Here is a 13,809-nt window from a genome sequence, read left to right on the forward strand (position 1 = left end):
TTTCTGCAAGGAGACTTTTAAGTGAAAGGTTTCACCATTGACCTGTCAGGAAAAAATGCAATTGTTACCGGAGCTAGTCGAGGACTCGGCCAGGCAATCGCAATTGGCTTAGCAGAGGCGGGTGCAACGGTAGTGATAACTTCTCGCTCCTTGAAAGCACTTGAGGAAACGCAATCTCAGATCACTGATTTGGGGGGTGATTTTCAACAAATAGATTTAGATGTTCGTGATGTTCCTGCAATGAAGAATAGACTTCAGACAGTTGCTCAGCAGGTTGGAGAAATAGATATCCTCGTCAATAATGCTGGCTACGAACAAGTATGCCCTTCCTATGAACTGACTGAGGAAACGTGGGATATTATCATGGAAACCAATCTCAAGGGGGCCTTTTTTGCTGCCCAAACTGTTGCACATAGCATGGTACGTTCCGGTAGAGGTGGTGCCATTATCAATGTCTGTTCTTTAACATCATATATCGGTGTGCCAACGGCCGTGCCTTACGGTTCCTCCAAGTCAGGATTATTGGGCATGACACGTGCGCTCTCAGCGGAATGGGCAAGTGAGCAAATTCGAGTCAATGCGATTGCGCCGGGGTACTTCCGGACAGAGTTGACGGAGGCTTTCTATCGTGAAGAGGCTTGGCAGGAAGCTATGCTGCAAAAAATCCCGTTAAATAGCTTTGGCAAGGCTAACGATCTCAAAGGTGCAGTTGTCTTCCTTGTCAGTGATGCTGCAAAGTATATCACCGGTCAATGTTTGGCTATCGATGGGGGCTATCTAGCATCTGTCTGAATGCTATCTCTGCACATATTGGACTGAACCAATAATTCATGACTCTAGCCTAAAATTCTTGCATTGAATAGAATTCCTGCAGTTTCTGCGTCAAACGTCTGTTTGCAGTTTGGAGATGTACATGCCGTCAAGAACGTCTGTTTTGAGTTGGAGGAAGGTCGATTTCTCACAGTTTTGGGTCCATCAGGCTCTGGAAAGACAACCTTACTCAGGCTGATCGCTGGCTTTCAGCAACCAAATAAGGGTGAAATTTTTATCAAGGGACAAACTGTTAGAGAGGTCGCTCCTAACAAGCGCTCGATTGGGATGGTATTCCAACGCCTTGCCTTGTTTCCGCATATGACTGCGGCAGAGAATGTAGCATTTCCTTTGAAAATGCGCAGATTTGACGTACGCATGATCCCTGACCGGGTGAAAAAATACCTGCACCTGGTACGCTTGGAAGGGCTCGGTGGTCGTCGGATTAATGAGCTTTCAGGAGGGCAGCAGCAGCGTGTGGCGATTGCTCGAGCCCTGGTTTTTGAACCAGACTTACTCCTTTTAGACGAACCACTGGCGGCCTTGGATCGAAAGTTACGTGAAGAAATGCAACTAGAGTTTCGGAGAATTCAGAAGGAACTCGGTGTCACCACGATCAATGTTACCCATGATCAGCGTGAGGCACTAGTGGTTTCTGATCAAATCATTGTGATGGATCATGGAGAAATACAGCAGGATGCTACCCCTTTGGAGATCTACCGTTCTCCGTCGAATCCTTTCGTAGCAAATTTTGTAGGGGTGACTAACTTATTCCATGGAACGCTAGAGTCATTAGAGGGGCAGAAGGTAGCAATCAGAATCAGTCAGCAGAGACTGATTGGTACTCTAAAAAGTGAAAAATTGACGTTGAACCAGGGAGTTTCAGTTAAGGCTGCTGTCCGTGCAGAACAGGTTCGGCTGTTTCGGGGGCAATCAGAAAACAGAGACTGTGAGGTTTATTTTGAAGGTCGGGTGACAGATGTTATTTTTGAGGGGGAACGAATTCTCTACGAACTTTCGGTAGCAGCGTTATCTGATGCGCTCATCAGGATCATTCACCATGACCAGCAAGACTTCTCAACATTTGAGTTAGGAGAAGTGGTCTTCGTTGGATGGAAGAGCCGCGACATGCATGTCTTTGTCGTGGATTGATTGACTTGGCAATAGCCGAGTCTTAACCAGAGTCAGGAGCTTAGTATGACTTTCGACAAGCAGATCAAACGGAGAGATTTACTGAAGGCCTCTGCCATGCTAGGAATTGCTGGTGCAGCTGGATCTACAGCACCCTCTTTGCTGATGGCAGAACCCGCCAAGCCAAAAGAGATTATTATCCGAGCTTGGGGTGGTCCGTGGGTGGAAGCACTGAAAGCTGGGGTTTCAGATCCATTTACGGCGAAGACTGGCATTCGAGTGCGACATGATCTAACAGAGGATAACGAAATACAACCCAAGGTTTGGGCTGCTGTTGCTCAAAAGCGAACTCCACCAATTCACATCAATTGGGACACAACGACTAATGCCACTAAGTCAGCACTTCGTGGAGTGTGTGAGGATCTTTCCGACCTACCCAATCTGAAAGGAACTACTGATTTAGCAAAGCCTGTGGGTGTAGATGGCTACCCAATCGTCAATACTTACGGATACGTTTATGTATTGGCATACCGGCCAAGTGCATTTCCAAGTGGACCACCAGAATCTTATCACGATCTGCTTGATCCAAAATTCAAGGGACGGCTAGCATTCTATAACGATGGGATTGGATTCCACTTTCCGGCACAAGTTGCTGGTGGTGGCAAATTGGATGGTATCCCAAGTAACATGCAACCCTGCTGGGATTTTGTATCCAAGATCAAAGCTCAAGAACCATTACTTGGAGAAGATCCTGATTTTGTGGCGTGGTTCCAAAATGGAGAAATCGATGCTGCATGTACGATTTCAACAAATGCATTAGGAGCCAAAAGAAATGGAGTTGATATCGCCTGGACGATTCCAAAAGAGGGTGCCAAGTTTGACACAGATGGGCTTTGGATTCCAAGAGGACACTCTGAAGGAGATTTGTATTGGTCTAAAGAATATATCAACCAAGCTCTAAGCAAAGAATCTCAGCAGATCTGGCTGGATGGTTTAGGATTGCCCGGAGTTATTCCTGGGCTGCAACCTCCAACAGGATTAGCTGGAGATCCTTCCTATCCAACTAAGCCAGCTGACTTTGATCGGTTGATCCGCATCTCAGGTAAAATTCAGGTTGAAAACGAGAGTGAGTGGTTCTCGAAGTTCAAGGCAATCATGCAGGGGTAATCTCGAACAGTTCGGCCACTGGGCTTTAATCTAAAGTTCCAGTGGTTTTATAGATTAACTGGAAACTGATGAGACGTAATCTATCTTCATATCCGTTAATGTGGCGCCTAATGGATATGTTAGAAGCTATTTTCAAAAAAATTTGGCCCAAAGGAGGAGGCTTCTGGAGCCCTTACTTAATGCTGAGTCCTGCAATTTTGTTGGTTGGCCTACTTGTTCTTGGGCTTGGTTATATTGGTGACGCCTCCTTAAGAACACTCGATACAAGTACCTTCCTTTTCTCGGAGGAGTGGTCGCTAACAAACTATGAGCGAGCACTGATAGAACCATTCATTCGATCTGTTATCTGGCGAAGTATTCTTGGTGCAACTATTGTTACCATGATTACATTGCTACTCGCCTTCCCCTACACCTACGTTATGGTAAGAACCCGTAGTGCATTTCTACGAAAATTCTTACTAATCACTCTGTTTTTGCCTTTTTTCATTGGACAAGTAGTACGCGCTTACGGATGGCTAATTATCTTGGGCAAACAAGGAATAGTGAATGATATATTGGGTTTAGTTGGTATTGAGCCACTACGAATGCTCTTCAACTATCCTTCAGTTCTTTTCGGGCTTGTACAATACATGTTTCCATTTGCTGTATTGATGCTGGCTCCAGCGTTAACCGCAATTCCTGAAGAAATTGAAGCTGCTGCTGAATCTCTTGGAGCTTCCTGGGTGGAAACGATGCTTCATGTAATATTTCCAATGGCTAAGTCAGGTATGATCGGTGCGGGTTTGGTGGTCTTGACCCTCTCTCTGACAGATTTTGCGATGCCAGCTATTCTTGGTGGAGGAACTCAGGATTTTGTGGCAAACGCAATCTATGACCAGTTTTTCCGGACGTCAGATCAGGGATTTGGTTCCAGTCTGGCAGTGCTATTGATCGTAATTGGTTCATTTTTAGTTTGGGTTGTTTTTGTGTTGGTTGGTGCAGGGACACTAGCCATGGGTGCAAAAGATAAATGAACCAGCCAGTTTCCCAGAAACTATTTTTCTGGACACTAGTAGTCATCTCGATCATCACCCTCTCTGCACCAACGCTGGTTGTGCTAGGAGCCTCTCTGACTTCTGGAAATATCATCGTTTTTCCCCCGGATGGGTTGTCCTTGAAGTGGTACGAAGCTCTCGTAGAGAAGCAAGAGTTGCAGGATGCCTTCATCCGCTCAATCTGGGTAGCCATAATTTGTGTGTTCATCTCTTTGCCTACAGGGACCTTGGCAGGGATTGCTCTGACAAAGTATCGGTTACGTAAGGGTGCTTTGATTCAAACCTATCTCTTGCTACCTTTTACAATCCCATTGATTGGTTCGGGAATTGGATTGATGCTAGTTTTTGGTGAAGTTGGTGTTCTTGGCAGCCTTTGGCCAGTTGGTGTAGCCACCGCTGTGATCAACCTCCCTTTCATGATTTGGGCGGTTTCCTCAAGTGCTACGGGCCTAGATCCTGATCTGGAACTTGCTGCTCAAAATTGTGGTGCTGGTCCGGTTCAAACTTTTTTTTATGTGACCTTGCCGTCGGTGATGCCGGGAATCATCACAGGCTCTTTGCTAATGTTCATTTTATCCTTGAACGAATTTCTTGTCAGTCTGTTGCTAGTGGATGCTCGGATTGTCACACTCCCTGTACAAGTCTACAATTCTATCCGTTCAATCATCACCCCAGACCTAGCGGCTGTCTCGGTTGTTTTTATTGCGGTGGCAATGTTGGCTATTGCTGTACTGGACAAACTGGTTGGATTGGAAATCTTTCTGAAATCGAAGTGACCCCACCAAACTCACTTAGAAAGGCACTGCATTATGTCAACTGTATCTTTTCACGAAACTAGTAAGCTGACAGCCAAGGATTATAAAGCTTTGCTAAAGCGTTCAGAGGCTGATCTTTCAAGCTTTGTGGAGAAAGTAAAGCCTATCATCGAGGCGGTGCGTGCAGAAGGAGATGAGGCACTGGTTCGCTTCGGCCAAGAATTAGATGGTTCTACGCTACTAAGTAAGGAAACCCTGAAGGTGAGTGAAGCAGAGTTTGCTGCTGCGTTTGCAGAAGTCGAAGAAGTAGTCATTGAAGCAATTCGCTATGGCATTGCCAATATCAGAACTTTCCATGAGGAGCAGAAGCCACAAACTATGTGGATGAAGGAGATTCGTCCGGGCGCTTATGCTGGAGATAGAATAACTCCAATTCGTTCTGTCGCGATTTATGTACCGCGTGGGAAGGGAGCTTTCCCATCAGTGACGATGATGACCACAGTACCTGGTGTAGTAGCTCAGGTGCCAAAGTTAGCGATTTACACTCCCCCATTGCCCGATGGATCTGTGGATTCAGCAACTCTGGTAGCCGCAAGTATTGCGGGTGTCGGTACGGTCTACAAGTGTGGGGGAGCGCAAGCTGTAGCTGCTGCTGCGTTTGGTACTGAGACTATTGAACGTGCACTTAAGATTGTTGGTCCAGGTAGCCCTTGGGTTGTAGCAGCTAAACAATTACTGTCTGATATTATTGATCCAGGCTTACCAGCTGGACCGTCTGAAGCAATTATTTTTGCTGATGATAGTGTTCATGGTGGGCTTGCCGCACTGGATTTGCTAATTGAAGCGGAACATGGACCAGATAGTTCAGCTTACTTGGTCACACATTCTCGCCGTGTAGTGGAAGAAGCTATGGCTGCTTTGCCTGATCACTGGGCCAAAATGACGGCACAGCGGGTAGAGTTTTCTAAAACTGTATTGACAGGACCCTATGGTGGAATTTTGCTGACATCATCAGTCGAGGAAAGCTACCGGTTCATCAATGACTATGCTCCAGAACACTTGGAACTGCTGTCTACAGAGCCGTTCACCCACTTGGGTCACATCACAGAGGCTGCAGAAATCTTGATGGGGCCTCATACCCCAGTCTGCATTGGCAATTTCTCACTCGGCCCCAATGCCGTGCTGCCAACGAGTCAGGGTGCCCAAACCTATGGCCCACTGTCTGTTCACGATTTTATGAAGCGAAGTTCGCTAGGATACGTCACTCCTCCAGCCTATCCAGAACTTGCAAAAAGGGCTAAAGTATTAGCACGTTATGAGGGGTTTTCTTCCCATGAGAACGCAGTTTCTCCAATACGTGAAAAGTATATCTGAGGGGGAGGAATGCTGCTTGTGGATTAGGAAGCTTAAGTAACTTGCTTGTGATCTCCAGTAGAACTTTTTTGATCCTCAGCAATCTTGACAAGTAGTTCTTCCATCCAGGGTGTTTTCGTTAGGAGTTCTTGTGCTTCTGGCTTCAGCAATAAATTGATTTGCCTTCGATCGAGTTCCCGCCGATCCTGATCACGTCGGTCTGTTAAGCGCCGGTCTGTCAACTCCACCAACTCTTCCCTTTGACGACGTTCTCTGTCTACCTCTCCTGAACCAGATCTTCGATCATGGTGTCTTCTTTCATCAGATCGACGTTCATTCGCCCTGCGATCACTCTTTCTGCGGTCCATACCCTTTGGGGGGAATAACTGATTCATCGTCCACCTTTTTGGAATAAATAGAGAATCTTCTGTTCGAAGGATCAGAGTTTTATTGACTCACAAATGCAGTGAGTCGAATCTGTTGTGAAACAAGGCCCTTCAACGACTCAGTTTGAGAAAATTTAGTTGTAAAAATTAATGTGACAGAATTTCTACTAGTAACTGAAACAAGAATCCAGCCATCTCCCACTTTTATGATGATATTGGTTGGGCCAGAAAGGATGAGGAATGGAAACTAGCAGAGGAAAACCTCAGAAAATAGATGAATTTGTCCAGAAGGAAGAAAACCTGCAGTTGTGTAGAAGATAAATCAAATCAATCCTCTTCAGAACAACAATTTTGGAGAAGAAAATTTTTGGAACCCATTGCCAGAGTCGACCCATGATTTTTGGATTGTTGGCCCTACTCATGATTCTCTTCACCAGTCCACTACATGCGGCAGAAGATGCATTGTTTATTCGCGATGCAAACATTTTGAAGGCCAAGAGTCTACGTTGTTTGTTCACTCGACAGGTGACGACCAACTGGACTTCCTGGGAAACAACTTGGTCGAAAGAAGATACCATCGAAAACATGGAGTATATCTTTGCGGCCATTCCGCAAAAAGGAAGCAAGGCCCGTTTGATCAAGAGAGTCCCAGGTGAACCAAGTGGAATTCAGGAAGTCTTTATCATCCGTACCCTGGAAGCACTGAATTTTCTGGAAGTCAACCCGGAGCGACCCATCCATACCACGGCAGTGATGGTGATGCGAGAAAACCGGGAGGCAGGAACTTTTGTCGCAACGACATCACAGCATACAATTACTAAAGATGGTGCAGTTATTCCTACGCAGAGCTATGGACGTTGTGAAGTGATGGCGTTTAATGAAGAGATCTGAATTTCTCACAAAATGGACTGGCAGCGCTCACAAAAAGCACAAATATACGAACTCTGAAATTTTGTTGCTAAATTTAATCGTTAAGGATCGGAACCCAAGATAGAAAGAAGTAAAAGAATACTCCCAAATCCAATAACATAGAGGAAAGCTTCCCGATTCTATTTAGAGCCAAATCAGAGAAAGGAATTACTCTTCTAGTTTAGACTCGATTCTCAGATTCGTTGAACAGGCGAACTGTGTTAGAATGTACAGCAAAATCTACAGATTGTTTGAATTCAAAATTATACTTAGCCATTATGCCAAATCTTGAAAACATCTTCACTGTATGGGTGCTGTAGGTTAACGATTGTGTAGGATTCCAGTAGTTCAAAATTCAAAACAAGAGATTTAAAGGAATCTCCGTTTGCAGTTTCCAGCAATTGAAAGTCTTCTGTTCTGACGCCAGATAGAAGATTCATTGGTAACTTACAATCCTTTCAATCTTCACTTTCAGATCAAGGTTGGGAATGTGCTGGTGCTTGGATGAGGTGTCAAAAGAAGCAGGGAAGAAATGTATTTGAGGGGGAAAGATTTGGATTAGCTGATCAATAAATTTTTATTTTCCAAAAGATATAACTCGGAATCTTTGCAACTATAATTAGCTGCTAGATTTGCATTATTGCAATACGATTGGCTAGGAAATATCAGACAGTTAGAGAACGTCCTAGAGCTTGCTCAAATACTAGGAGAAGAAACTGTTTCTTTACAAGATCTTCCTGAAGAAATTCGTTTTAGTACTTTAGAAAATGATGCTAATCAGTCATTACTCAAAAATATTATTGAAGAATTGGATTGGAATATTACTGCAGTTGTATCTTACTTAGAATGTGATAGAAAAACTGTTTATCATCGTATCAAAAAAATAGGAATTTTGATTCAGCGTGAGATTGCGAATTAATAATTTTTGTCATCTCTTTTTAATACTCAATAATTTGTACTTTTAACTAGATTTTATTATCTGTAACTAGCTCAATCAATCACTAACTTAGTCATTGTCCTGAAATGTCTCTCACACCCGATGACCCTCGTCTGCTCACACCAGGTCCCCTGACGACTTCTCATGAAACGAAAGAAGCTATGCTGTATGACTGGGGTTCAAGAGATGCAGCCTTTTTGGAAGCGAACGCTCGAGTGCGACAGAAGCTCCTAGAAATTGCTGGAGCCACTTCTACCCATGTCTGTGTACCCTTACAGGGCAGTGGAACCTTTGCAGTTGAAGCTGCGCTGGGAACCTTGATTCCCCGATCAGGTAAGGCCTTGGTACTGGTCAATGGGGCCTATGGTCAGCGTATGACTAAGATGCTTGGCTATATGCAGAGGGCTTTTGTCGTTCAGGAAACGTCGGAAGATTCACCACCTGATCCAGAAGCTCTGCAGCAGGCACTTGCAAACGATCCTTCGATCACCCATGTGCTAGCTGTTCATTGTGAGACAACCTCTGGAATCCTCAATCCAGTGGAGCAGATTGCTGAGATCGTTGCCCAGCAGAAGCGTGCACTACTCATTGATGCGATGAGTACTTTCGGAGCCATTCCCCTGAATGCTCAGCAGTTACAGTTCGATGCCGTGATGGCCTCTTCCAACAAGTGTTTGGAAGGTGTGCCGGGGATGGGCTATGCGATTATCCGTAGGGAGAAACTAGAACAGAGCAAAGGCAATGCGCATTCGCTAAGCTTGGACTTGTACGATCAGTGGCAGACCATGGAAGCCAGCTCCCAATGGCGCTTCACCCCACCAACCCATGTTTTGATTGCCTTTGACAAGGCGATCGAACAATTTGAGAAAGAAGGGGGTGTGGCAGGACGCAACGCACGTTATTCAGAGAATTGCCGAACTCTTGTTTCTGGAATGGCAGATCTAGGTTTTGAACCTCTGTTGCCACCCGAGCGACAAGCTCCAATCATTGTTACCTTCCGGATGCCTGCTGATCCTGCCTTTGATTTCCAAACGTTTTATGATCGGGTTAAGGAGTGTGGCTACATCCTTTATCCTGGAAAACTGACCGTTGCTCCGAGTTTTCGAGTGGGCTGCATTGGTCATCTCCAGCCGATAGATATGCAGGCTGCAGTAGATGTGATGAAATCTATTCTAGTAGAAATGGGTGTTGCTAGCGGCAAGCCTGCTTAAAGTGTTTAACTTGTAAGAATGATGCCAATGAATTCACCACTAACTGTAAACGGTAGAGAATATTCTTGGCCTCAGCAACCGCTGGTGGCTGTCTGTATCGATGGGTCCCAACCGGAGTACATCGAAGAAGCGATCGCAGGGGGCCACATGCCCTTCACACAAAAAATGCTGGAATCTGGTACGGACTTGCGTGGACATAGTGTCGTCCCCAGCTTCACGAACCCGAATAATCTCTCGATTGTCACGGGCGTCCCACCGAAGGTTCACGGGATTTCTGGAAACTTCTTTCTGGATCCTGAATCTGGCCAAGAAGTGATGATGAATGATCCGAAGTTCCTGCGTACTGGGACACTTTTTCAGACATTTCATGAGGCAGGGGCCAAGATTGCGATTGTGACAGCAAAGGATAAACTGCGCCGATTACTGGGTCATGGATTAGACTACACTTCTGGAAGAGCGATCTGCTTCTCCTCAGAAAAAGCGAATGAGACGACACTTGCTGAGAACGGCATCGAGAATGCCCAGAGCATGGTAGGCAAGCCGATTCCAAGTGTCTATTCTGCGGAGTTGTCCGAGTTTATTTTTGATGCGGGGGTCAAACTGATGCGCTCTTTTCGGCCCGACCTAATGTACCTCTCCACCACTGACTTCATTCAGCACAAGCACGCGCCCGGAACACCGGTAGCCAATCAGTTCTATGCGATGATGGATCGCTACTGGGAGGAACTCCATGCACAGGGGGCCGCCTTGGCGTTGACTGCCGATCATGGCATGAATGCCAAGTTCAATCACACAGGTGAGCCGGATGTGCTGTACCTGCAATCCCTTTTTGATGAGTGGCTTGGTGTGGGACAATCCCGGGTGATTCTACCGATCACGGATCCGTACGTGGTTCATCATGGAGCATTGGGATCCTTTGCTACGGTGTATCTTGCTGATACGACAAAAGCCCAGGAACTTGCTGGGTGCTTAGCTGAAGTCGAAGGGATCGAGGCTGCTTATACAAACACGGAAGGATGTGTGGCCTTTGATTTGCCGAATGATCGCCTTGGTGATCTGATTGTTGTTTCCACCACGAACAAGGTCTTGGGAACAACACCAGAACGCCATGATTTGAGCCAACTCAAGGAACCTCTCCGGTCACACGGAGGCGTCTGCGATCGTCAAGTTCCACTTGTATTTAGTCAGCAAGTGGAGGCATCAGGGGCTTTGCTTCATAATTACGATCTCTTCGACCTTGCCCTGAATCACGCATCCTAGCTCGGAAACATTTCATGCCCGCAGTACAATGCAATGAGACGATGCGCATTGGTGGCAAGAAGGTCTCAGGTGATGCTGGATCGTTAGAAATTTTCAATCCTTACAACAATGAAGTCGTGGGCACGGTTCCCCATGCTTCTCGGGGGCAGGTTCAGCAGGCGCTAAAGATTGCCAAGGAATTTAAACCCAAGTTGACTCGCTATGAGCGTCAGCAAATTTTGACCAAGACAGCGCATCTGTTGGTAGCACGACGGGATGAAATTTCAGACCTGATCACAGCAGAGTCTGGACTCTCAAAAAAGGACTCTCTCTATGAAGTGGGACGTGCCTTCGATGTCTTCAATCTTGCCGGTCAACTCTGCATCCTTGATGACGGTCAGGTCTTCTCCTGCAACCTGACACCACATGGGCAGAAGTGAAAAATCTTCACCCAGCGAGAACCTCTGCAGGGCGTGATCAGCGCCATCACCCCTTTCAACCATCCGCTGAACATGGTGGCCCACAAGATTGCGCCCAGCATTGCCACCAACAATCGGATGGTCTGCAAACCGACAGAACTGACACCCATGACGGCTTTGTTACTGGCCGATGTTCTCTATGAAGCAGGTCTTCCTCCGGAGATGTTCCAGGTGGTCACCGGACGGCCTGAGGATATTGGTGACGAGATGATCTGTAACCCACTCATTGACCTGGTTACTTTCACGGGCAGCGTGCGAGTTGGGAAGATGATTGCCGAGAAGGCAGGCTACCGTCGAACCGTACTGGAACTAGGTGGTAACTCTCCTCTGATTGTGATGGAAGATGCGGACTTAGACCGTGCAGCGACCTTGGCTGTTGCGGGAGCGACCCAAGAACTCGGGGCAGCGTTGTACGGCAGTCAAGCGCATTCTCGTGATTGATTCGATTGCCGATGACTTTGTGAGGTTGGTAACCGAGAAAGCCAAGAAGCTCAAATACGGTGACCCGATAGATCCACAGACGGACGTAGGAACGGTGATCAACGAGCAATCAGCTATTTTGTTTTAGCGTCGAGTGGAAGACACGGTCGCTGTAGGTGCCAAGTTGTTGCACGGAAACAATCGCCAGGGAGTGGTATTTCCTCCCACGGTTGTTGATCATGTCCCCTGGGACTGTGAGTTGGTAATGCAGGAGACTTTCGGGCCTGCGATCCCTATCATCCGGATTCAGGACATTGATGAGGCAATTCGGTTGGCCAATGGGACGGCTTTTGGTCTTTCATCGGGAGTCTGCACAAATCGATTGGACTACATCACTCGTTTCATTGCCGAACTCAATCATGGAGCCGTTAATATCTGGGAGGTCCCTGGCTATCGCATTGAAATGTCGCCATTCGGAGGGATCAAGGATTCCGGATTGGGCTACAAGGAAGGGGTGATTGAGGCGATGAAAAGCTACACGAACCTGAAGACTTTCTCAATGCCCTGGGTTATGTAGAAATTTACTGCAATCTGTTCACTGCTGATCAATTTTTTCCAAAGGCTTGAGGAATTATGAATATCCGAGATCGAATCGATACTGAGTCTCGTGGACCGCTAGATGAGATGCTTGCGGAGACTCCCGGAGGTTTTAATGCCATCAAGGATATTCGTGAAAGACGACAAAAACTGGAAGAACAACAGCAAAAATGGGCTAAGGACCAGCCACCGAATGAAAACGTGGTCACGGAGGATCGTGAGATCCCAGGCCCAGAGGAAGCACCTCCAGTGGGGGTGAGAGTCTATCGTCCAAAAGCTGCTTCCGGTGTGTTGCCGGGAATCTTCTTCATTCATGGTGGCGGGATGATCATGGGTGCTGTGGAGGGAGAGAACCTGAAAGCTACCGAGCTTTGCGAAGCAATCCAGGCAGTGGTAGTTTCAGTAGAATATCGATTGGCTCCTGAACACCCACATCCAGCTCCTGTGCGGGACTGCTATGCCGCACTCAAGTGGATGGCACAGAATGCAGACGAATGGGCTTTTGATGTGGATCGACTGGCTGTAGTTGGTGGCAGTGCAGGGGGTGGTCTTACGATCGCCACCACGATGATGGCCCGGGATAAGGGATTCCCTCGAATCTGTTTTCAGATGCCACTGTACCCAATGATTGATGATCGGAATGAGACTCCTTCCAGTTACGAAATCATGGACGTGGGGGTCTGGGATCGTGAAGGGAATGTCGAGGCTTGGCAATGGTATCTGGGAGGAAAGTCAGCAGATAATTACGCTGCACCCGCACGAGCTGAAAACCTTGCGGGCTTACCACCGACCTTTATTGATGTCGGCGAACTGGATCTCTTTCGAGATGAAGACATTCAGTTTGCGGCTCGTCTGATCCAAGCCGGTGTGCCGACGGAACTGCATGTGTATCCTGGCGCCTACCACGCATCAGAGGTCTTTGCTCCTGAATCTGCGTTGAGCCAGAGCATCCTGGCTCGCCGGACAGAGGCTCTACTACGTGCGCTGAAGTCCTGAGTCAATTTCAGCCATCAATTCTTACCGATTTTACAGAGCTGCTGCTCCACTACTACAAAATTTGGATTGCAGCAGTTGCTGGACTTCCCAATGAAATTCCTCCTGAAAATTCATAGGTGTATCAATGAGTCATCGCAGCAAGCGAAAGATTTTAGTGATCGGAGGTAGCAGTGGAATCGGAGCTGCCATTGCCCAAGTATTTGCGTCAAACGGAGATCTAGTAGTCGCAACGGGGGCAACGAAGGAGGAGGTGGAACGTGCTCAGGTTCAGTCAGGATCAACTGCAATCAGCTTTCAGGAATTGGATGTCCGGGATGGGAGTGCTGTTCAAGCCTGTATTGATGAGATTAATTCATTGGATGTACTGGTCAATTGTGCTGGAGTG

Annotated in this window: 13 protein-coding genes and 1 pseudogene; 13 read left to right on the plus strand and 1 reads right to left on the minus strand. The window is 46.8% G+C overall.

The annotated features are described in order from the left end of the window. The first annotated feature begins 21 nt into the window (after positions 1–21). The 6 genes from P8O70_01760 to hisD all read left to right on the plus strand — a co-directional run bounded on the left by P8O70_01760 (position 22) and on the right by hisD (position 6,271). On the plus strand, positions 22–792 hold the full coding sequence (locus P8O70_01760; protein MDG2195611.1) for a glucose 1-dehydrogenase: 771 nt from the start codon (positions 22–24) through the stop codon (positions 790–792). 102 nt (positions 793–894) lie between these two features. After that, a complete protein-coding gene (locus tag P8O70_01765; GenBank protein MDG2195612.1) occupies positions 895–1,962 on the plus strand; it encodes an ABC transporter ATP-binding protein in 1,068 nt (355 codons plus the stop codon). Between the two features lie 45 nt (positions 1,963–2,007). After that, a complete protein-coding gene (locus P8O70_01770; protein ID MDG2195613.1) occupies positions 2,008–3,108 on the plus strand; it encodes a PotD/PotF family extracellular solute-binding protein in 1,101 nt (366 codons plus the stop codon). 68 nt (positions 3,109–3,176) lie between these two features. Continuing rightward, positions 3,177–4,121 carry an ABC transporter permease gene (locus tag P8O70_01775; GenBank protein MDG2195614.1) on the plus strand — a complete coding sequence of 315 codons (945 nt, stop codon included), beginning with the start codon at positions 3,177–3,179 and terminating at the stop codon, positions 4,119–4,121. After that, on the plus strand, positions 4,118–4,918 hold the full coding sequence (locus P8O70_01780; protein ID MDG2195615.1) for an ABC transporter permease: 801 nt from the start codon (positions 4,118–4,120) through the stop codon (positions 4,916–4,918). The genes P8O70_01775 and P8O70_01780 overlap by 4 nt, the downstream gene beginning before the upstream one ends. A 33-nt stretch (positions 4,919–4,951) precedes the next feature. After that, positions 4,952–6,271 carry a histidinol dehydrogenase gene (gene hisD / locus P8O70_01785; GenBank protein ID MDG2195616.1) on the plus strand — a complete coding sequence of 440 codons (1,320 nt, stop codon included), beginning with the start codon at positions 4,952–4,954 and terminating at the stop codon, positions 6,269–6,271. 32 nt (positions 6,272–6,303) lie between these two features. On the opposite strand, the gene P8O70_01790 is transcribed toward hisD, so the two are convergent. Continuing rightward, positions 6,304–6,645 (minus strand): hypothetical protein, encoded by a 342-nt coding sequence (locus P8O70_01790; GenBank protein ID MDG2195617.1) that lies wholly within the window; start codon positions 6,643–6,645, stop codon positions 6,304–6,306. Between the two features lie 384 nt (positions 6,646–7,029). Here P8O70_01790 and P8O70_01795 point away from each other — a divergent pair, with 384 nt between their 5' ends. The 7 genes and pseudogenes from P8O70_01795 to P8O70_01825 all read left to right on the plus strand — a co-directional run. Further along, a complete protein-coding gene (locus P8O70_01795) occupies positions 7,030–7,527 on the plus strand; it encodes a hypothetical protein (protein MDG2195618.1) in 498 nt (165 codons plus the stop codon). Between the two features lie 658 nt (positions 7,528–8,185). Further along, positions 8,186–8,464 (plus strand): hypothetical protein, encoded by a 279-nt coding sequence (locus P8O70_01800; GenBank protein ID MDG2195619.1) that lies wholly within the window; start codon positions 8,186–8,188, stop codon positions 8,462–8,464. Positions 8,465–8,568: 104 nt separating this feature from the next. Continuing rightward, positions 8,569–9,693, plus strand: coding sequence for a 2-aminoethylphosphonate--pyruvate transaminase (locus tag P8O70_01805; GenBank protein MDG2195620.1), 1,125 nt, complete (start codon positions 8,569–8,571; stop codon positions 9,691–9,693). An 18-nt stretch (positions 9,694–9,711) separates the two neighbouring features. Further along, complete coding sequence (gene phnA / locus P8O70_01810; protein MDG2195621.1) at positions 9,712–10,953, plus strand: phosphonoacetate hydrolase; 1,242 nt, start codon at positions 9,712–9,714, stop codon at positions 10,951–10,953. Positions 10,954–10,967: 14 nt separating this feature from the next. Next, positions 10,968–12,408 (plus strand): annotated as a pseudogene (phnY, locus tag P8O70_01815) (phosphonoacetaldehyde dehydrogenase). Between the two features lie 56 nt (positions 12,409–12,464). Then, positions 12,465–13,424, plus strand: a complete 960-nt coding sequence (locus P8O70_01820; protein ID MDG2195622.1) for an alpha/beta hydrolase — start codon at positions 12,465–12,467, stop codon at positions 13,422–13,424. Positions 13,425–13,548: 124 nt separating this feature from the next. After that, the coding region (locus tag P8O70_01825) for an SDR family NAD(P)-dependent oxidoreductase (protein MDG2195623.1) at positions 13,549–13,809 on the plus strand (261 nt) is incomplete at its 3' end.

The sequence above is a fragment of the SAR324 cluster bacterium genome (assembly GCA_029245725.1).
Classification (GTDB): Bacteria; SAR324; SAR324; order SAR324; family NAC60-12; genus JCVI-SCAAA005.

Excerpts from the sequence above, each read along its gene's own strand:
- P8O70_01770 (MDG2195613.1), top strand. The coding sequence starts at position 2,008 with ATGACTTTCGACAAGCAGATCAAACGGAGAGATTTACTGAAGGCCTCT.
- P8O70_01775 (MDG2195614.1), top strand. The coding sequence starts at position 3,177 with ATGAGACGTAATCTATCTTCATATCCGTTAATGTGGCGCCTAATGGAT.
- P8O70_01780 (MDG2195615.1), top strand. The coding sequence starts at position 4,118 with ATGAACCAGCCAGTTTCCCAGAAACTATTTTTCTGGACACTAGTAGTC.
- hisD (MDG2195616.1), top strand. The coding sequence starts at position 4,952 with ATGTCAACTGTATCTTTTCACGAAACTAGTAAGCTGACAGCCAAGGAT.
- P8O70_01790 (MDG2195617.1), bottom strand. The coding sequence starts at position 6,645 with ATGAATCAGTTATTCCCCCCAAAGGGTATGGACCGCAGAAAGAGTGAT.
- P8O70_01795 (MDG2195618.1), top strand. The coding sequence starts at position 7,030 with ATGATTTTTGGATTGTTGGCCCTACTCATGATTCTCTTCACCAGTCCA.
- P8O70_01805 (MDG2195620.1), top strand. The coding sequence starts at position 8,569 with ATGTCTCTCACACCCGATGACCCTCGTCTGCTCACACCAGGTCCCCTG.
- phnA (MDG2195621.1), top strand. The coding sequence starts at position 9,712 with ATGATGCCAATGAATTCACCACTAACTGTAAACGGTAGAGAATATTCT.
- P8O70_01820 (MDG2195622.1), top strand. The coding sequence starts at position 12,465 with ATGAATATCCGAGATCGAATCGATACTGAGTCTCGTGGACCGCTAGAT.